General features: G+C 35.4%; 12 protein-coding genes, 2 rRNA genes and 1 pseudogene. 7 read left to right on the forward strand and 8 right to left on the reverse strand.

Annotated features, from left to right (window positions below; translation table 11 throughout):
* Nucleotides 1–158 precede the first annotated feature (158 nt).
* Nucleotides 159–3,042, forward strand: a 23S ribosomal RNA gene (locus P5P90_RS12200).
* A gap of 148 nt (nucleotides 3,043–3,190) precedes the next feature.
* Nucleotides 3,191–3,299, forward strand: a 5S ribosomal RNA gene (gene rrf / locus P5P90_RS12205).
* 433 nt (nucleotides 3,300–3,732) lie between these two features.
* On the opposite strand, the gene P5P90_RS12210 is transcribed toward rrf, so the two are convergent.
* The 4 genes from P5P90_RS12210 to P5P90_RS12225 all read right to left on the reverse strand — a co-directional run bounded on the left by P5P90_RS12210 (nucleotide 3,733) and on the right by P5P90_RS12225 (nucleotide 7,102).
* Nucleotides 3,733–4,710, reverse strand: coding sequence for an AsmA-like C-terminal region-containing protein (locus tag P5P90_RS12210; protein WP_278034937.1), 978 nt, complete (start codon nucleotides 4,708–4,710; stop codon nucleotides 3,733–3,735).
* 35 nt (nucleotides 4,711–4,745) lie between these two features.
* Nucleotides 4,746–5,927 (reverse strand): translocation/assembly module TamB domain-containing protein, encoded by a 1,182-nt coding sequence (locus P5P90_RS12215; protein WP_278034938.1) that lies wholly within the window; start codon nucleotides 5,925–5,927, stop codon nucleotides 4,746–4,748.
* A 281-nt stretch (nucleotides 5,928–6,208) separates the two neighbouring features.
* Nucleotides 6,209–6,475: a hypothetical protein gene (locus P5P90_RS12220; protein WP_278034939.1), complete on the reverse strand. Its 267-nt coding sequence runs from the start codon at nucleotides 6,473–6,475 to the stop codon at nucleotides 6,209–6,211.
* 45 nt (nucleotides 6,476–6,520) lie between these two features.
* Nucleotides 6,521–7,102 carry a MiaE family protein gene (locus P5P90_RS12225; RefSeq protein ID WP_278034940.1) on the reverse strand — a complete coding sequence of 194 codons (582 nt, stop codon included), beginning with the start codon at nucleotides 7,100–7,102 and terminating at the stop codon, nucleotides 6,521–6,523.
* 108 nt (nucleotides 7,103–7,210) lie between these two features.
* Between P5P90_RS12225 and P5P90_RS12230 the strand changes: the two genes are divergently transcribed.
* Nucleotides 7,211–8,452 carry a glycosyltransferase gene (locus P5P90_RS12230; protein WP_278034941.1) on the forward strand — a complete coding sequence of 414 codons (1,242 nt, stop codon included), beginning with the start codon at nucleotides 7,211–7,213 and terminating at the stop codon, nucleotides 8,450–8,452.
* A 730-nt stretch (nucleotides 8,453–9,182) separates the two neighbouring features.
* Here the strand turns inward: P5P90_RS12230 and P5P90_RS12235 are convergent.
* The 4 genes from P5P90_RS12235 to porV all read right to left on the reverse strand — a co-directional run bounded on the left by P5P90_RS12235 (nucleotide 9,183) and on the right by porV (nucleotide 13,697).
* The gene (locus P5P90_RS12235) at nucleotides 9,183–10,820 is read right to left on the reverse strand and encodes a pyruvate dehydrogenase complex dihydrolipoamide acetyltransferase (protein WP_278034942.1); all 1,638 of its coding nucleotides are present in this window, start codon (nucleotides 10,818–10,820) and stop codon (nucleotides 9,183–9,185) included.
* 7 nt (nucleotides 10,821–10,827) lie between these two features.
* Nucleotides 10,828–11,826: a pyruvate dehydrogenase (acetyl-transferring) E1 component subunit alpha gene (pdhA, locus tag P5P90_RS12240; protein ID WP_278034943.1), complete on the reverse strand. Its 999-nt coding sequence runs from the start codon at nucleotides 11,824–11,826 to the stop codon at nucleotides 10,828–10,830.
* Between the two features lie 143 nt (nucleotides 11,827–11,969).
* A complete protein-coding gene (gene cdd, locus P5P90_RS12245; protein ID WP_278034944.1) occupies nucleotides 11,970–12,452 on the reverse strand; it encodes a cytidine deaminase in 483 nt (160 codons plus the stop codon).
* 75 nt (nucleotides 12,453–12,527) lie between these two features.
* A complete protein-coding gene (gene porV, locus P5P90_RS12250; RefSeq protein ID WP_278034945.1) occupies nucleotides 12,528–13,697 on the reverse strand; it encodes a type IX secretion system outer membrane channel protein PorV in 1,170 nt (389 codons plus the stop codon).
* 303 nt (nucleotides 13,698–14,000) lie between these two features.
* Between porV and P5P90_RS12255 the strand changes: the two are divergent.
* The 4 genes and pseudogenes from P5P90_RS12255 to P5P90_RS12270 all read left to right on the forward strand — a co-directional run bounded on the left by P5P90_RS12255 (nucleotide 14,001) and on the right by P5P90_RS12270 (nucleotide 19,740).
* Nucleotides 14,001–14,830 (forward strand): annotated as a pseudogene (locus P5P90_RS12255) (IS982 family transposase).
* Nucleotides 14,831–15,057: 227 nt separating this feature from the next.
* Nucleotides 15,058–16,722 (forward strand): gliding motility lipoprotein GldJ, encoded by a 1,665-nt coding sequence (gene gldJ / locus P5P90_RS12260; protein WP_278034947.1) that lies wholly within the window; start codon nucleotides 15,058–15,060, stop codon nucleotides 16,720–16,722.
* Nucleotides 16,723–16,784: 62 nt separating this feature from the next.
* Nucleotides 16,785–18,071, forward strand: coding sequence for a UDP-N-acetylmuramoyl-tripeptide--D-alanyl-D-alanine ligase (locus tag P5P90_RS12265; RefSeq protein ID WP_278034948.1), 1,287 nt, complete (start codon nucleotides 16,785–16,787; stop codon nucleotides 18,069–18,071).
* Nucleotides 18,072–18,186: 115 nt separating this feature from the next.
* Nucleotides 18,187–19,740 carry a glycerol-3-phosphate dehydrogenase/oxidase gene (locus P5P90_RS12270; protein WP_278034949.1) on the forward strand — a complete coding sequence of 518 codons (1,554 nt, stop codon included), beginning with the start codon at nucleotides 18,187–18,189 and terminating at the stop codon, nucleotides 19,738–19,740.
* Nucleotides 19,741–19,883 lie beyond the last annotated feature (143 nt).

The raw sequence follows: 19,883 nt of genomic DNA on the forward strand, positions 1-19,883 counted from the left end.
GAAGTACAGAGATAAGAGTACAAAGTATAAGGATAAGTCTTAATACTTAATACAAAAATCTTAAAACTGATTAAAGTTCATTGACATATTGAGATAAAAATATTAAAAAAGTAGAAAGAACACGTAATTATGTTTATCATTAGGCATAATTATAAGTACAATAAGCAAAATAAGGGCGTATGGGGGATGCCTAGGCTCTCAGAGGCGAAGAAGGACGTGATAAGCTGCGAAAAGCTACGGGGATCTGCACACAAGACTTGATCCGTAGATATCCGAATGGGGCAACCCACTATGTTGAAGACATAGTACACCGATAGGTGGGCAAACCCGCTGAACTGAAACATCTAAGTAGGCGGAGGAGAAGAAAACAAAAGTGATTCCGTAAGTAGTGGCGAGCGAACGCGGATTAGCCCAAACCAATGTTGTTACGGCAATGTTGGGGTTGTAGGACCACGACATTTCTTGCATGAAGAATTAGAATTTACTGGAAAGTAGAGCCATAGAGAGTGATAGCCTCGTATAAGTAATGAATGTAAAGAATAGTGGTATCCTGAGTAGGGCGGGGCACGTGAAACCCTGTCTGAATTTGGCGGGACCATCCGCTAAGGCTAAATACTCCTGAGAGACCGATAGTGAACCAGTACTGTGAAGGAAAGGTGAAAAGAACCGTGAATAACGGAGTGAAATAGATCTTGAAACCATACGCTTACAAGCGGTCGGAGCTTCTTCGTGAAGTGACGGCGTGCCTTTTGCATAATGAGCCTACGAGTTAACGTTGCTGGCAAGGATAAGTACTTCAGGTATGGATCCGTAGCGAAAGCGAGTCTGAATAGGGCGCTTTAGTCAGTAGTGTTAGACGCGAAACCGTGTGATCTACCCATGGGCAGGTTGAAGCTGTGGTAACACACAGTGGAGGACCGAACCGGTTGACGTTGAAAAGTCTTCGGATGACCTGTGGGTAGGGGTGAAAGGCCAATCAAACTCGGAAATAGCTCGTACTCCCCGAAATGCATTTAGGTGCAGCGCTGAGCATAAAGTTATATAGAGGTAGAGCTACTGATTGGATGCGGGGGCTTCACCGCCTACCAATTCCTGACAAACTCCGAATGCTATATAATGTTTCTCAGCAGTGAGGGCTTGGGTGCTAAGGTCCAAGTCCGAGAGGGAAAGAACCCAGACCATCAGCTAAGGTCCCCAAATATATGCTAAGTTGAAAGAACGCGGTTTGTCTGCCCAGACAGCTAGGATGTTGGCTTGGAAGCAGCCATTCATTTAAAGAGTGCGTAACAGCTCACTAGTCGAGCGGACGAGCATGGATAATAATCGGGCATAAGCATATTACCGAAGCTATGGATTTTGTAGTAATACAAAGTGGTAGGGGAGCATTCTAACAGGGTTGAAGGTGTGTTGTAAAGCATGCTGGACTGGTTAGAAAAGAAAATGTAGGCATAAGTAACGATAATGCGGGCGAGAAACCCGCACACCGAAAGACTAAGGTTTCCACAGCTATGCTAATCAGCTGTGGGTTAGTCGGGACCTAAGGCGAACCCGAAGGGGATAGTCGATGGCCAACGGGTTAATATTCCCGTACTACTAAATACTGTGATGGGGTGACGGAGTGATGAAAGCGCCGCGAACTGACGGAATAGTTCGTTAAAGTACCTAGCTATAGGTCCTGTAGTTAAATGCGCAGGAACTGGTGAAATACGATAGTACACAGAGACTTCGGTTGAAGTGATAGTGCGCCTAAGGGCTTCCAAGAAAAACCTCTAAACTTCAGGTATTTAGTACCCGTACCGTAAACCGACACAGGTAGTTGGGATGAGAATTCTAAGGTGCTCGAGAGATTCATGGCTAAGGAATTAGGCAAAATAGACCCGTAACTTCGGGAGAAGGGTCGCCCTGAGTAATCAGGGCCGCAGTGAAGAGGTCCAGGCGACTGTTTATCAAAAACACAGGGCTCTGCAAAATCGTAAGATGAAGTATAGGGCCTGACACCTGCCCGGTGCTGGAAGGTTAAGAGGAGATGTTATCTTCGGAGAAGCATTGAATTGAAGCCCCAGTAAACGGCGGCCGTAACTATAACGGTCCTAAGGTAGCGAAATTCCTTGTCGGGTAAGTTCCGACCTGCACGAATGGTGTAACGATCTGGACACTGTCTCAGCCATGAGCTCGGTGAAATTGTAGTAACGGTGAAGATGCCGTTTACCCGCAGTGGGACGAAAAGACCCTGTGCACCTTTACTATAGCTTAGTATTGACCTTGGATAAATGATGTGTAGGATAGGTTGGAGACTGTGAAGTGGCGTCGCCAGGCGTTGTGGAGTCATTGTTGAAATACAACCCTTTGTTTATCTGAGGCCTAACCCCGCACTGCGGGGGACATTGCTTGGTGGGTAGTTTGACTGGGGTGGTCGCCTCCAAAAGAGTAACGGAGGCTTCTAAAGGTTCCCTCAGTACGCTTGGTAACCGTGCGAAGAGTGCAATGGCATAAGGGAGCTTGACTGAGAGACATACAGGTCGATCAGGTACGAAAGTAGAGCATAGTGATCCGGTGGTTCCGCATGGAAGGGCCATCGCTCAAAGGATAAAAGGTACGCCGGGGATAACAGGCTGATCTCCCCCAAGAGCTCATATCGACGGGGGGGTTTGGCACCTCGATGTCGGCTCGTCACATCCTGGGGCTGGAGAAGGTCCCAAGGGTTGGGCTGTTCGCCCATTAAAGTGGCACGCGAGCTGGGTTCAGAACGTCGTGAGACAGTTCGGTCTCTATCTACTGTGGGCGTTAGAAATTTGAGTGGATCTGATTCTAGTACGAGAGGACCGAATTGGACAAACCTCTAGTGTATCTGTTGTCCCGCCAGGGGCACTGCAGAGTAGCTACGTTTGGAAGGGATAAGCGCTGAAAGCATATAAGCGCGAAACCCACCACAAGATGAGATTTCTTTTAAGGATCGTGGGAGATGACCACGTTGATAGGCTATAGATGTAAAGGCAGTAATGTCATAGTCGAGTAGTACTAATAATCCGTAAGCTTATGTACGCTTTTCCCCCGATGTAAATCGGGGGAGGAAACTTTCTAAATGAATTAAAATTCTTTATCTCAGTATGTTAAAATATTGTTTAATTGATAATTAACAATTTATAATTGATAATTAATGATTAAAAGTTGCCCAAGCAACGAACAACCTTAAGGTGGTTATTGCGGCGGGGCTCACCTCTTCCCATCCCGAACAGAGAAGTTAAGCCCGCCTGCGCAGATGGTACTGCATTTTGTGGGAGAGTATGTCGTCGCCTTTCTTTAGTGAAGCCCAGCTTGTAAAAGCTGGGCTTTCTTGTTTTATATACATTCCAGAATTGAATATAGATACTTTTTTTGCAAATTGTATAATCAAATTTTTGAAATAAATTTTGCAAACCATCAAACCCTATCCATTTTTGGATAGGGTTTGATGGTTATATATAAACTAGATATAAAAAATTATAATCTCTTTATTTAATGTTGTTAGAAATATCTAAAATATAAATCTGATTTCATTTGGTTCAATTATATTTTTTTAGAGAGGTATTCAATTAAATTGTAGTTATTTGGGAGAGTTTTAAGGCTTGTTTTTTTTAATTGAAAAGTTTAGTTCTAATTTTTTTTTTTTTATATAAGTGATATTAAGTTTTAATTTTGAAAACTTATATAAAAAGAAAAACATATCATTGAGATGGTTTTCTCTTATATAGATTATTGAATGGAATCTTTTGTTTCTTCTAAATCTTCGGATTGTCTTCCTAATTTTATTTTCGGATTGTCTTTATTTCCTGTAATAGTTAGTGGAATTCCCAGTATTCGTAATGGAGGTAAACCAAGTCTCATTTTAAGATTTAATCTTCCGACTAGACTACTTGTTCCTTCAATTCTTGGTCTGAATCCCGCAAATTTAAATTTAAAACGTTCTACAGTGATGATGTTGTTTTTGATAGAAGTTTTAATATCAACCTTGTTTAATTCTGGATTTTTAATACTTTCTTTATCTGTTTTCTTAGCAACACTGCTAAACATTTTCATGCCGTACATTTTGACATTTTTTACTGAAATCACTCCATTTCCTGTTAAGGATGGAAACACAGGCTCTATATTTTCGTTCAATCGTCCTTTTAGCGTATAATCTAAAGAGATAATTCCTTGAGCTTTTTCGGCTGCACTAGCCATTTCTCTAAAAATTTTAACTTTATTATAAGCACGTTTAATATCGAATTCATTGGCTTTAATATGGTAGCCAAATTGAGTATTTTTAGGAGAAACACTTTTATAAGTAGCATCCATGGTAACATTACAACCAATTAAATCAAATCCGGTATTGTGCATTGTCAGTAAACCGTTTTTCATTTGTAAACTTCCTTTTGCATTTTTCAATGTCAAACCGTTAAAGTTTACTTTTTGAGCATTGGCTATAAATTGTAAATCTAAATTAGGCGGAATTACAATTACTCCCGTTTCTGTTTTGGCTGTAGATGCAGGGGCAGTTGTGGATTTTGTTTCGTTTGTGTTTACTGTTGTTTGTGACATGAATTCATCAGCATTGATGAATTTAGAACTCATGGTAAAGGACCCTTTTAAAACACCGTCTTTTGAAGTAATATAGTTAAATACATTTCGTAAGTAACCATTTAGTTTAAAATCAGATTGTCCATAAGATGCTAAGAAAGTATTGAAACTCATTTTGTCATTGTTGAATTTGAAAACACCTTCTTTAATTAGGATTTTTTTGGCAAATATTCTGAAGTTAATTGAATATTTCTAATCTCCAGAGTTCCAGAATTTCTAAGCTTCGTATAATTGCCTCTTTCGGCATCGCTTTGTTTTCCTTTTAATGCAAGATTAGTTTTGATGAAGCCATCAACATCCAAACCTTTTTGAGAAAACACTTTATGTATTTTTCCTACATCTAAAGTTCCTTTTGCATTGATGTCATAAATAAGATTGTCAAAGTTGCTTAAATTGGCTTTTACAAAAACTGGGTTTTCTTCAAAAGTAAATTGAGCAGGTTGTAAGACTACTTTTAAATCTTCAAACGTACCTTTTGGATTAGAAATGGTCGAAACTATTTCGATATTACTTATTGGATTTGGATAATACGGTGTTTTAATATACCCATTTTGTAGATTAATAACCGCATTAGGGATAGGGAATGTTCCTTTTTTCTTGTCGAATTTTCCTTTAGCAGTTCCATCTGCAATAAGCATTCCTTTCAATTCTAAATCAGGAATTCCAATAGCACGATTTAATTTTTCTAAATCTATTTTTGCTTTAATTGCTGCATTGATATCTAAAACTTCTGTTCCAGTGCTGTATAATTTGGCATGAAGTGTTTCTTTTCCTATCGAAAGCGAAAGGTTTCTTAGGTCTATAATTAACGAATCAGGATTTAAAGATGGCAATTGGGTATCAAAATCCATATTTAAATTGCTTATTGTGGCTGGGCTTTGATTATAATTTAAGCTACTCTCTTTAATTTTAAAATCGAATTCAAGGTTAGGTGCAATATTTTTTGAGGCGATATAATTCCCTTTTAAGGTCAAATTAAAGTCGGTTTTTCCAGTTAATTGGGTTTTATCGAGCCAAGTAATGAATTTTGGAGGAAAAGCAGTAAAGAAATCATGAAGATTACTATTAGTTGTTTTTAGGATAAAATCCATGTTGTAACCTTCTTTTAGGAAGTCAAATTTTTCCTTAAAGTCAACAATAAGATTGTTGATTTTTAAATCATTCTGCTGAAAAATAAAAGATAGCGAATTCACATTGACCTTTGTGATAAGGTCTGCATTCACTTTTTTATTCATCAAATAAGGTTCATTATCATATAACAGATTGAGTTTGGCAATTTTTGCCTTAGATGATAAATCAAAGATAGCCTTGCTTAAATCGCCTTTACCCAAATAGTCGAAACCAAAAATGTCAAAGTGTAATTTTGTAGATAAATCATCATAAACAATTTTACTGTTATTGATTTCAATACTTTCCAGTTTTAATGAATTGTCTGATTCCTTTTCTTCGGTTTGAGTTTTGCTGGATTTGTATACATAGTAGTTAGCAAATCCTTCTTTGTTTACCTTAACATTGATGTCGGCATTCGATAGGAATATTTTATCAATATTAATTGCTTTTCCAAAAATTAAACTATAAACATTAATTCCAAAAGCAACTTCTTTAGCCGTAATTAATTTTTCATTATCAATGGTTTAGATCCATTAAGACTAAAGTTTTCTAAACTTACAGTTAATGATGGGAAATGTGTGAAAAACGAAATGTTAGATTTAGAATAATCCAATTTTGCATTCAGTTTTTGATTGGCTACTTTTTTTATTTTTTCATTTAATTTGTCTTCAAAAATTAGTGGTGCTATACACATGAAGGCCAATAATGCAATTATTGTGGTACCAATATATTTACCGATTTTAATAAAAATCACTTTTGTTGTAGACATAATTAATGAAGTTGTATTGAGTGTATTTTATGATGGTTTTTATCACTATCCGTGAACGGTTTCGCTTTTACCATAATGGGTAATGATAGTTGTTTCATATTCAATCCACGCTGCCCAGCGTTTGTCTACGTCAACATTATCAGCATATTTCTTTGCAAATTTTAAAAAAGTAGTATAATGTCCCGCTTCACTAATCATCAAATCGCGATAAAATTTGGATAATTCAGGGTCTTTAATGTTTTCTGATAGCACTTTGAAACGCTCACAACTTCTGGCTTCAATCATGGCTGAAAACAATAATCGCTCGCACAAAGCATCATTACGGCTTCCGTCCTTTTTCATAAATTTGAAGAGTTCGTTTACGTAGCTGTCTTTGCGTTCGCGACCAAAAGTCAAACCTCTTTCTTTGATTAAGTCATAAACCATTTTGAAATGCTCCATTTCTTCCTGAGCAATTAGAATTAGTTCGTCAACTAGTTCTTGCTTTTCAGAGTTTTGTGTGATAAGACTAATAGCATTGGAAGCTGCTTTTTGTTCGCACCAGGCGTGATCGGTCAAAATTTCTTCGATATTAGATTCTACTATATTTACCCATCGTGGGTCAGTGGCTAATTTTAATCCCAACATATCTTTCTAATTTTATGCAAAATTAATCTTTATTTTAAAGGTTTATTCTTCTTGAATCTCTTTTTTAAGAAATTTAGCATTATTTTGTGACGGTAATTTTGTGATACTATGGATGATAATCGAAGGCTTTTAATTATTGGATCGGTTTGGCCAGAACCCAATTCTTCCGCAGCAGGTGGAAGGATGATACAGTTAATCTCGTTGTTTCAAAATCAGGGTTATGCCATTACTTTTGCTAGTCCAGCTCAGGATTCTGAGTTTATGGTGGATTTAAGTGACTTTAATGTGACGAAGAAAGACATTGCTTTAAATTGTTCCAGTTTTGATGCTTTCGCAAAAGAATTAAATCCAGATATTGTTTTGTTTGACCGATTTATGGTTGAAGAGCAATTTGGCTGGCGTGTGGCCGAAAATTGTCCGGATGCTTTACGAATTTTAGATACCGAAGATTTACATTGTTTACGCACAGCAAGACAAAAAGCTTTGAAAGCAAAACGTGACTTTCAAATTTCTGATTTATTAGTTGAAGAAGTTGCCAAAAGAGAAATTGCCAGTATTTTGCGTTGTGATTTATCTCTAATGATTTCGGAGTACGAAATGGAATTATTGACCAATTTTTTTAAGATTGATAGTTCTTTGTTGTATTATTTACCGCTTTTATTAGCATCGAATGCTGTTCCCGAATTAGAAAAATTGCCTTCTTATGAAGAACGAAAAGATTTTGTTATAATTGGGAATTTTTATCATGAGCCTAATTGGAATGCGGTTCAATATTTGAAAGAAACAATATGGCCATTGATAAAAAAGCAATTGCCTGAAACGGTTTTGAATATTTACGGCGCTTATCCCACGCAAAAAGTACTGCAATTGCATAATCTAAAAGAAGGTTTTTTAATTCATGGGCGTGCCGAAAGTGCTTTTGAAGTAGTTCAAAATACCAGAGTGGTTTTAGCTCCTTTACGCTTTGGCGCAGGAATAAAAGGGAAATTAATAGAAGCCATGCAATGCGGAACTCCAAGTGTTACGACTTCTATTGGAGCCGAATCCATGCAAGGAGATTTAGAATGGAATGGTTTAGTAGAAGACAATCCTGAAATTTTTGCTAAAAAAGCAGTACAATTATATCAGGTTAAAGAAATTTGGCTTCAAGCTCAGGAAAACGGAGTTGCAATTATTAAGCAACGTTATTTAAGAGAATCGTTTGAAGATGATTTTGCTAAGCAAATTGATTTTTTAGTTGCGAATTTAAAACAACATCGCTTGAATAATTTTATGGGTGAGTTGTTACAACATCATACTTTGCGAAGTACGAAGTATATGTCGAAATGGATTGAGGAGAAGAATAAATGAGTTATATTTAGATGTTGAATTTTATAAATGGATATATTACAAATAATAATTGGGAGATTTTTGTTAGAGTTTTTGGGAGCATTACTTAGATATGTTTATTTTAATATATTAGGTCTCTTTAAGAATGTAAATTATATTCCGTTTTCTCAATTATGGTCGCCAAAAGTTAGTGTAAAAAAGAGAGATGAGAATTCCGAATTGAATCATATGATCGGAGTTATTATATTCGGATTAATTATTTTTTTATTAGTTATCTTTATGATTTATAATTAACGGTATTATGTTGGGCGGTACAGGTGATATTAGAATTATTGGAGGTTTTGTTATTTGGATTTTTAAAGGATTTAAAGGTTCTTTAAAAGAATGTATTGATAATTATTCATTTGCTTTTATTGTCGGTATTATAACAATTCTTGTTATAGCTTTTTTATGTTTTAATTTTTATGAAGAATTTAAATCTTTGTTATTGAGTAAATAAATGAGAATTAGATTTAAACAAAATTGGTAAATTATTAAAAGTGCGTTGTTTCGCATAAGGGATGGAAGCGGCATCTCCCGAAATAGAAAATCAAGGTTTTTTAACCGTAGTTTTTCATATTCGGGAATATAGCGGACAGCCCGACCGCACTGCAGCCATAGCGGAAGTGAGGGCATGCCCAAATAAAACCAAATAAAAAACCCGTCAAGTTTTACACAAGACGGGTTTTTATTTTATATATTGAATCAGTAATTATGCAAGCATTGTTACTGGGCTTTCAATGTATTGTTTTAATGTTTGTAAGAACTGAGCTCCAGTTGCTCCATCGATAGTACGGTGGTCGCAAGCTAGAGATAACATCATGGTGTTACCTACAACAATTTGTCCGTTTTTAACCACTGGTTTCTCAACGATAGCTCCTACAGAAAGGATAGCTGAGTTAGGTTGGTTGATGATAGAGTTGAATTCAGTGATTCCAAACATTCCAAGGTTAGAAACTGTAAATGTGCTTCCTTCCATTTCCTGTGGTCCTAATTTTTTGTTTTTAGCTCTACCTGCTAAGTCTCTTACACTAGCACCAATTTGAGATAAACTCATAGCGTCAGTGAATCGTAATACAGGTACCACTAATCCGTCTTCAACAGCTACAGCAACTCCAATGTTTACGTGGTGATTGATGATGATAGCATCTTCTTTCCAAGTAGAGTTGATTTTTGGGTGTTTTTTCAATGCTAATGCACAAGCTTTGATTACCATATCGTTAAAAGATACTTTTGTATCAGGAACGGTATTGATAGTAGCTCTTGATTTCATTGCTTCGTCCATGCTTACCTCGATAACTAAGTTGTAGTGAGGTGCAGTGAATAAAGATTCCGATAAACGTTTCGCAATGATTTTACGCATTTGCGAATTTTTGATTTCTTCTGTGTACACTTCTCCGGCAGGTACAAATACTTTTGGAGCAGCAGCTTCTGCTTTTGCAGGAGCAGCAGATGATGCAGCAGCCTGAGGAGCGGCAGCAGCAGGAGTAAAGTTTTCGATATCGCTTTTTACAATACGTCCGTTTTCTCCAGATCCTTTTACTTGGTTCAATTGGATTCCTTTGTCAGAAGCAATTTTCTTAGCTAATGGAGAAGCAAGGATTCTTTTTCCGTCAGCAGCAGCTTCCTGAACAACTGGTTCTGCAGCAGCAGCTGGAGCAGCAGCTTTAGTTTCTTCTGCAGGAGCAGCTGCTTGTGGAGCAGCACCAGCAACGAAACCGTCAGCAATTCCGCTGATGTCAGTTCCAGCAGGTCCGATAATAGCTAAAAGGCTATCAACTGGAGCTGTGTTTCCTTCTTGGATTCCAATGTATAATAATGTTCCTTCGTTGAAAGATTCAAATTCCATTGTTGCTTTATCGGTTTCGATTTCAGCAAGAATGTCTCCTTCGGCAACTGAGTCACCTACTTTTTTCAACCAGGTAGCTACAGTTCCTTCAGTCATGGTGTCGCTCAAACGAGGCATTGTAACCACGATTACTCCAGCTGGTAATGCAGCAGCTGTTTTAGTGGCAGCTGGAGCAGCTGCTTCTTCTTTTTTATTTTCAGCTACAGCTGGAGCAGCAGCTGCTGGAGCAGCACCTCCGGCTAATAAAGCTGAAATTTCTTCACCTTCGTTTCCTATGATTGCTAATAATGAGTCAACTGGAGCAGTTTCTCCTTCAGGAATACCAATGTGTAAAAGAGTTCCTTCGTTGAAAGACTCAAATTCCATAGTAGCTTTGTCAGTTTCAATTTCTGCAAGGATATCTCCTTCGCTTATTTTGTCTCCTACTTTTTTTAGCCAAGTCGCTACCGTTCCTTCCGTCATTGTATCGCTCAAACGAGGCATTGTAATAATTGTTGCCATATTGATATTATAGTTTATGAGGTGTAAATGGATAATCTTCTTGTGCGTATACTACATCGTATAATTGCTCTAATTCAGGATATGGAGATGATTCGGCAAAATCAACACATTCTTGAACTAAATCTTTTACTCTTTCATCGATAGCTTCGATTTCAGCATCTGTAGCGTATTTTTTTTCTTTGATAATATCCAAAACCTGAGTGATTGGATCTATCTTTTTGTATTCTTCAACTTCTTCTTTAGTACGATACAATTGAGCATCCGACATAGAGTGACCTCTATAACGGTATGTTTTCATTTCTAAGAAAGTTGGTCCGTCACCACGACGCGCTCTTTCGATAGCTTCTGTCATTGCTTCCGCAACTTTTACAGGGTTCATTCCGTCTACTGGTCCGCAAGGCATTTCGTATCCTAAACCTAATTTCCAGATATCAGTATGGTTAGCTGTTCTTTCAACAGAAGTTCCCATTGCATATCCATTGTTCTCAACAATAAATACTACTGGTAATTTCCATAACATAGCCATGTTGAAAGCTTCGTGTAAAGAACCTTGACGAGCAGCACCATCACCAAAATAAGTTAAGGTAACACCTCCTGTATTGTTGTATTTATCTCCAAAAGCGATTCCAGCTCCTACAGGAATTTGTGCACCCACAATTCCGTGACCACCATAAAAACCGTGCTCTTTTGAAAAGATGTGCATTGAACCACCCATTCCCTTAGAAGTTCCAGTTGCTTTACCTAGTAATTCCGCCATAACTCTTCTTGGGTCAGTTCCCATTCCAATTGGCTGAACGTGGTTTCTGTAAGCAGTAATCATTTTGTCTTTGGTTAAATCCATTGCGTGCAATGCTCCTGCAAGTACAGCTTCCTGACCATTGTATAAATGCAGAAATCCTCTAATTTTTTGTTGGATGTATAACGCAGCTAGTTTATCCTCAAACTTTCTCCAAAGTAGCATGTCTTCATACCACTTTAAATATACTTCTTTTGTAACTTCTTTCATCTCAAGTGTTCTTTTACTAAAGTTTTTATTGTGTTGTAAATTAGTATTTTTTGCAAATTCTTCAATTTAGGTCGAATTTGCGAAATGCAAAAATAGAACATTCCAACTAAGTACTAAAATTATAAAGCTAATTTTTAGTTTTGTTAGAGCAGTTTTTTGTTAAATATTAAGGGGAGTAGATTGTTTGAAGATGCTGATTTGTATATTTTACCTGATTCTCCTTTAAAATAGATTGCAATTGGACTGTCTTGTTTGGATTCGTATTCAGCAATAGATTGTCTGCAAGAACCGCAAGGTGTTATTGGGACAGATAATCCTGTAGATTCTGGAGATGCCGTAATGATGATGGATACAATTTTTGCATCAGGAAAATTGGAAACAGCTTGGTATAATGCTACTCTCTCGGCGCAAAGTCCTGATGGAAAAGCGGCGTTTTCTTGGTTGGTCCCCAAAATAATTTCTCCATTATCTAGTTCGATAGCTGCTCCAACTCTAAATTTCGAATAAGGCGCATAAGCATTTTTTTGTGCTGATGTAGCTTTTTTGAAAAGATTTTGGATGTTACTAGGTAATTCTTCAATAGTATCATAAGTGAAGAATCTGTTTGTGATAATGATTTCTTCCATTTTGTTTTAGGGTAAAAAAAATCCAAATTTCGGAAAGAGGAAATTTGGATTTTATATTTTGTTGGTAATTTGAAATTAATATTGTTCGTATTTGTCTCCAAAATTAAATGTCAATGAAAAACGTAAAGTGTTTTCTAATGGATTTGGGATTTTTGAAGCAGAGAATAAATACGATACATCAACTTTTACAGAGGTGTATTTAAAGCCTGCTCCTAAAGAGAAATATCGTAAACCACTTTTGCTAACGTTCTCGTGGTGGTATCCTAAACGCATTGCAAATGCATCTTGATAAGAGTATTCAGCACCTAAAGAATAAATTACCTCTTTGAGTTCTTCTTTGAAGCCATCAGGTGCGTCACCAAATGATTTAAAAATTCCAGGAACCCATCCTATAGAGCGGTAATCATTTAGATTTTTACTTCTTTCTTCACTTGTAATTGTTCCATCTCCATTTAAATCTGGATTTTGAGGGGTAGGAACTAATAGTTTATTTAGTTCTAAGTTTAATCCAAATTTGTTGTAGTCGTCAAGAATGAAATCAAATCCAGTTCCGAACTTTAAGTTAGCTGGAAGAAAATTTGCGCTAATTTCATCATTATCATAACTTAGTTTTGGGCCTAAGTTTTGAAAATTAAAACCAGCTCTCCATCTTCCATTAAAACTGTTATAGGCGATTTCTTCCGATTGGTAAAAACCAGCTACATCAATTGCGAACGAACTTGCTGCTGTGGCATCATTATTATCAATAGCTACTTTCAAATTTGAACGGATGAATCTAGCTCCCACTGCCATTGAGAATTTCTCGCTTAGTTTAAGAGAATAAGATCCGTCTATTGCAAATTCATTTGGGGCAACTATTGGAGGGTTAGTCTGTTCAGCTGACTGTCTTAATTCAATATCTCCAAAACCAAAATAGCGAATACTAGCGCCAAATGCACTTCGGTCTGAAATTTTATTATAGTAAGTAGCTTGCCCTAAAGAAATATCATTTGCAAGACCCGTTAAATATGGAGTGTAACTCACACTAAAACCTTGTTTATCTATTGCGAAAGCATATTTTGCTGGGTTCCATTGTTGTGAAAACACATCCGATGAAGTCGCCACACCTATATCAGCCATACCTGCTGATCGAGCATCGGCACTTACTGATAAAAATGGAACAGCTGTCGTTATTGTTCTTTGTTCTTGCGCTTTAATTAGTGAGAAAGATAACAAAGAGAGGGTTAAAAGTATTGTTTTTTTCATCGACGAATAAAAAATTTTAAAACAAATATAGTACTTTATTAAAAAGAGGCAAGCTTTTTATTTTGAATGCTTCTTTCTTTAAAGTATGCATTGTTTTGATGGTTAGATAGTTTGGTTGTTTCTTAGTGAATGTTTTCTCTATAACTGCAAAAACTGATTTATATTGTATAGGTGTTTCAAAGATATTGATGGATGTTGTTTTTTTTAAAATTCAATAATTAATTCAAGTTGCTAGTTTAAAGTAGATAAAAAAGCAAAGCAAAGGATAAGTAAATTTGTTTTGCCGACATAAAAACTTTACCAATGCTTTGCAAAGACAAAATTATCTCAATTTTTGTTTAATCGATGATATATTACAAGGAATTGAACACAAAGAAGACAAAAGACGACAAGTAAGTGATAGTGAAATCATATTGACAGCAATAGTATCATCAACAAGTTTTTATGGGAATCATGCCTCCGCGATTCGTTTTATGAAACAATACGGTTTTATTCCCAATATGCTGGAAGAAAGCCGATTTAACCGACGACTTCATAAAGTTGGTAAGCTACTTTATGAGCTATTTGAAATTGTAAGTTCTTATTTTAAAAGCATTTGCTGTGAAATGCAATATATTATTGATTCCTTTCCTGTTGCAGTATGTAACAATATGAGAATCCATAATTGTAAAATTCTTAAGGATAAAAAATGGAGAGGTTACACCGCTAGTATGCGGAACTATTTTTATGGGATTAAAGTACAACTGATTACTACAAAGGACGGTATTCCAATAGCTTTTCACTTTACCCCTGGGAAAACAGCCGATGCAAAAGCACTTGGAAAAATGATAGATAAATTACCCGCAGAAGCCTCTATTTATGGAGATAGTGCTTACTTAGATTATGGCTTGGAAGACAGCGCATTTGAGAGAAAATGTATTTTACTAAAGATCCAAAGAAAGTCAAATTCTAAAAGGATAGACACTTTAGAACAAAAAAACGAAAAATTAAAAATGAGAAAAAGAGTAGAAACTAAAATTAGCGATATTAAAAAACTTTTCCCAAGAACTATACATGCAGTGACTTTGGAGGGTTTTTTAATAAAGCTAACTTTGTTTGTATTCGGATTGCAATTAAATAAATCAATAAACTAGCAACTTGAATTAATTAATGAAACAATAATTGTAGATAATCGGATTGTATAAAGGCATTTTTATTAAAAAAACCAAAATTCTAAAAAAAAGGTATTAAGTATGCGTTTGAATAATAAAAAGTATAAATTTGCGTTAAATTTAAAATTTTGATATAATAATTTACAGTGTGCTTGTTGGTTAATCGTTAATTATTATATTGCAGCCGTTAAAGACACCTTGAAAAGAGTATGAAAGTAAATAAAATTATAGTTTTTCGATTACTGTTGTCAGTGATAGTAACTTTAGGTTTTGCTAGTTGTAGTAAAAAATCTAGTTCTAAAGGTTCTTCTAGAGCTACTGGTTGGAATGTGGACAATAAAACAGTTGCTAAAAAACAAGAAGCTGGTCCAGGTTTAGTTTTTGTTGAAGGAGGAACATTTACCATGGGTAAAGTACAGGACGATGTAATGCATGATTGGAATAATACTGCCACTCAGCAACATGTTCAATCCTTTTATATGGATGAAACGGAGGTTACTAATTTTATGTATTTAGAATATTTGGACTGGGTAAAGTTAGTATTTCCACCAGATGAATACAAAGAGGTTTATGATGGTGCGGTACCAGATACATTAGTTTGGAGAAATCGATTAGGATATAACGAAACGATGACAAATAACTACTTAAGGCATCCTGCTTATGCAGAATATCCTGTAGTAGGTGTTAATTGGATCCAAGCAGTTGATTTTGCTAAATGGAGAACAGATCGTGTTAATGAGGCTGTTTTGGAACAAAATGGTTATTTGAAAAAGAATGCAAAAACAGAAGATGTTACAGCTGAGAATGCTTTTAATACCGAAGCTTATTTGATGTCGCCATCAACTGCTCGTGGTGGTAGTTCAGAAATTGTATTGCAAAAAACAAAAGGAAGAGCTGTAAAAGGTAAAGATGGAAGTACTTCAGGTCAAAAAAATGTGTACGCACAACGTTCTTCAGGAATTATTATGCCAGAATATAGACTTCCAACAGAGGCTGAATGGGAATATGCAGCAGCTGCCGATGTAGGTCAAAGAGAGTATAATATTTATAAAGGTCAAAAGAAATATCCTTGGTCAGGTGAATATACACGTTCTGGAAAAAGACAAAGTAAAGGGGATCAATTAGCAAACTTTAAGCAAGGAAATGGAGATTATGGTGGAATTGCAGGTTGGTCTGATGATGGTGCTGATATTACAAACGCAGTGAAATCTTATGCGCCTAATGATTTTGGATTATACGATATGGCAGGTAACGTTGCTGAATGGGTTGCTGATGTTTACCGTCCTATTGTAGATAACGAAATGAATGATTTCAATTATTTTAGAGGTAACGTTTATTATAAAAATAAAATTGGTGCTGATGGAAAAATTGAAGTGGTGACTAAAGAAAATATGAAATATGATACCTTAAGTAACGGTAAAGTTATAGCTAGAAGTTTTCCAGGTCAAATTGCACAGGTGGCAGTTGATGAAAAGGAAACTTACTTAAGGCAAAATTTCGATAAGAGTAATAATATCAGTTATAGAGATGGAGATAAGCAATCTTCAAGATATTATAACTTTGGTTCGTCTGAAGCTGATAATGCTAAAGAAAAAGAGATTGCTACAATGTATAACTCGCCTAAACATAATGTAACAACAGATAGTTTAGGGAATATGGTAAGAAGTTACGATAAATCAAGTAAGAGAACTACTTTAATCAATGATAAAATTAGAGTGTACAAAGGTGGTTCTTGGAGAGATAGAGCCTATTGGTTAGATCCAGCTCAAAGAAGGTATTTTCCTCAAGACATGGCAACTGATTATATAGGATTTAGATGCGCGATGTCAAGAGTAGGATCTAAATCAGATAAAAGAAAATCACCAAGAAATTAATTTCTAAAACATAATAACTAAAAGCCCTTTGATTAGGGCTTTTGTTTTTTAATCAGTTTAATATGGATATCAATTACATTCATAATTTATTTTTAAAATCTTCAGGAGTGTCTATAGATACTCGTAAAATTGAAAAAGGATCAATGTTTGTTGCTATTAAAGGCGAGCGTTTTGATGCTAATACTTTTGCTAAAGAGGCCCTAGAAAAAGGTGCTTCTTCTGTGCTAATTGACAATCAAAATTATTATATTGATGAGCGAACAGTTTTAGTTGAAGATAGTTTGCTTGCGCTACAAGAATTAGCTAAGTTTCATAGAAATTATTTAAAAGTTCCTATTGTTGCATTAACAGGGAGTAATGGTAAGACAACAACAAAAGAATTGATTAATGTTGTTTTATCTAAAAAATTCAAGACTAAGGCAACTGTTGGTAATTTAAATAATCATATTGGTGTGCCTTTGACTTTATTGTCTTTTGATGAAAATACTGAAATGGGTATTGTTGAAATGGGTGCTAATCATCAAAAAGAAATTGAATTTCTTTGCGAAATTGCTCAGCCAGATTATGGGTATATAACTAATTTTGGTAAGGCGCATTTAGAGGGTTTTGGTGGTGTTCAAGGCGTTATAAAAGGAAAAAGCGAGATGTATCATTATATTTCAAAAAATGATAAATTGGCTTTTATTAATCTTGATGATGCTATTCAGGTTGAAAAATCAAAAGTTTTAAATCATTATTCTTTTGGTGTAAATAAGGAGGAAGCAGATGTACAAATAGCTGGAATTAGAGCTAACCCTTTTGTTGAAATTAGTTTTGATGGTTTGGATATAAAAACGCATTTGATTGGTTTGTATAACGCTAATAATATTAATGCAGCTCTAACTATTGGAAGGTTTTTCGAAATAGATGCTGTAGCGATTAAAGAAGCATTGGAAAGTTATGTGCCTGCAAATAATCGATCGCAGATTCTGCAAAAAGGGTCTAATGAAATTATATTAGATGCTTATAATGCTAATCCTAGTAGTATGGTGGTGGCTATTACTAATTTTTTACAGCTTGAAAAGCCTAATAAAATCATGGTTTTAGGTGATATGTTTGAACTTGGAGAAGAGAGCCAAAAAGAACATGAAGCTTTAGTCGATTCTTTGAAAAATGAAGATAGAGTGAAATGTTATTTTGTGGGTAAAGCTTTTAATGAATGCGCTAGGGAAAAAGCTAATTTTCATTTTTATGAAACATTCGAATTGTTTTCTGCAGCTTTAACTTCAGTTGCTTTTGCAAATAATACTATTTTAATCAAAGGTTCTAGAGGAATGGCTTTGGAACGTACTTTGGATTTTATCAAATAATTTAAGGAAACCGAGTTTAATTTTGAAATAGAATTATAACTGTTTTCTAATATAAAAAGTTAACTTTAGATTTGAGTTGATGAAACAACTACAAGTCTAAAGTTTTTTTATTTTGATGGATAGAACAGAAAAGTTTAATCAGCTTCGTACTACTTCTGAATTTGATTTTGTTATAATTGGGGGAGGGGCAACAGGTTTAGGTTGTGCTGTGGATGCGGCTAGCCGAGGTTATAAAACATTGCTTGTAGAGAAATATGATTTTGCAAAAGGGACTTCAAGTCGATCAACCAAGTTGGTTCATGGAGGGGTAAGGTATTTGGCTCAGGGAAATATTCATCTTGTTCGAGAAGCCTTATTGGAACGTGGTCGAATGTTGCGTAATGCGCCACATGTTTGTCATGCTTTAGGATTTGTGGTTCCAGTGTATAATTATTGGGATAAATTCTATTATGGTTTTGGTTTGTGGATGTATGATTTTTTATCAGCAAAATTTAGTTTGGGTAAAACCAAATTACTTTCAAAAGAAGAAACCTTAGAACATCTGCCTGATTTAGATGCGACTCAATTAAAAGGCGGTATTCTATATTATGATGGTCAATTTGATGATAGTAGGTTGGCAATTAATTTAGCTCAAACAGCATCGGAACAAGGTGCTTTAGTATTGAATTATTGCGGCGTTTCAAAATTTATAAAAGAAAATGGAAAAATTATTGGAGTCCATCTTCAAGATGAATTGACTAATGCGGATTTTTTAGTTAAATCTAAGGTGGTAATTAATGCAACTGGAGTTTTTTCGGATGCTGTTTTGCAAAAATCAGAAGAGAATTTAGAACCTATTGTAGCTCCATCTCAAGGCATACATTTAGTTGTAGATAGTTCCTTTTTTCATAGTTCATCTGCAATGTTAATTCCGAAAACCTCAGATGGCAGGGTTTTATTCTTAATTCCTTGGCATAATAAATTATTATTGGGTACGACTGATACACCAGTAAAAAATGTCGCATTGGAGCCAAAAGCATTTGAAGAAGAAATAAATTTCATCATTAATCATTTTAATAAATATGCGCTTAAGACAATTCAAAAAAGTGATGTAGATAGTGTATTTGTAGGTTTGAGGCCATTGGTGAAAACAGCTTCTGTAAAAAACACTGCTATTTTGTCTAGAGAGCATTTGCTTAAGGTGTTTCCATCTGGTTTGTTGACTATTATAGGAGGAAAGTGGACTACTTATAGAACTATGGCTGAACAATCGATAAATAAAGCGATACCGCTTTCGGGTTTGGATTTTATTCGTTCAAAAACGCGTCATCTAAAGATTCATGGTTACGCTAATGCAAAATCTATTTCTCATTTAGCCATCTACGGTGCTGATGCAATTGCGATTGAAAATATGATAGCTGATGATATTTCGATATCAGAAAAAATCCATCCTAAGTATCCCTATACGAAAGCTGAGGTGGTTTGGGCTGTTCGAAAAGAAATGGCTATGACTGTAGAAGATGTATTGGCAAGGAGAGTACGTTTATTGTTTTTAGATGCCAGGGCAGCGATAGAAGCTGCACCAATGGTAGCTCGAATTTTAGCTTTTGAATTAGGAAAAGATGCAATTTGGGAAGAAGAACAGCTATTGTTTTTTAAAAATATAGCTAAAAATTATTTATTGGTTTAATATTTCAAATCTGTAAATATTTTACATTCAGTTGTTTGTGTTTTGGTGTTCGGCTTTTTGTTTTTTTAGTTAATTTTTTTTCTTTTTAGTTTCTCTAAAATGTTTTTTTATCGGGAAAAACATTCTATATTTGCACTCGCAAT

Origin of the sequence: Flavobacterium nitratireducens, from assembly GCF_029625335.1 — a bacterium.
In the GTDB taxonomy this organism is placed as follows: Bacteria; Bacteroidota; Bacteroidia; order Flavobacteriales; family Flavobacteriaceae; genus Flavobacterium; species Flavobacterium nitratireducens.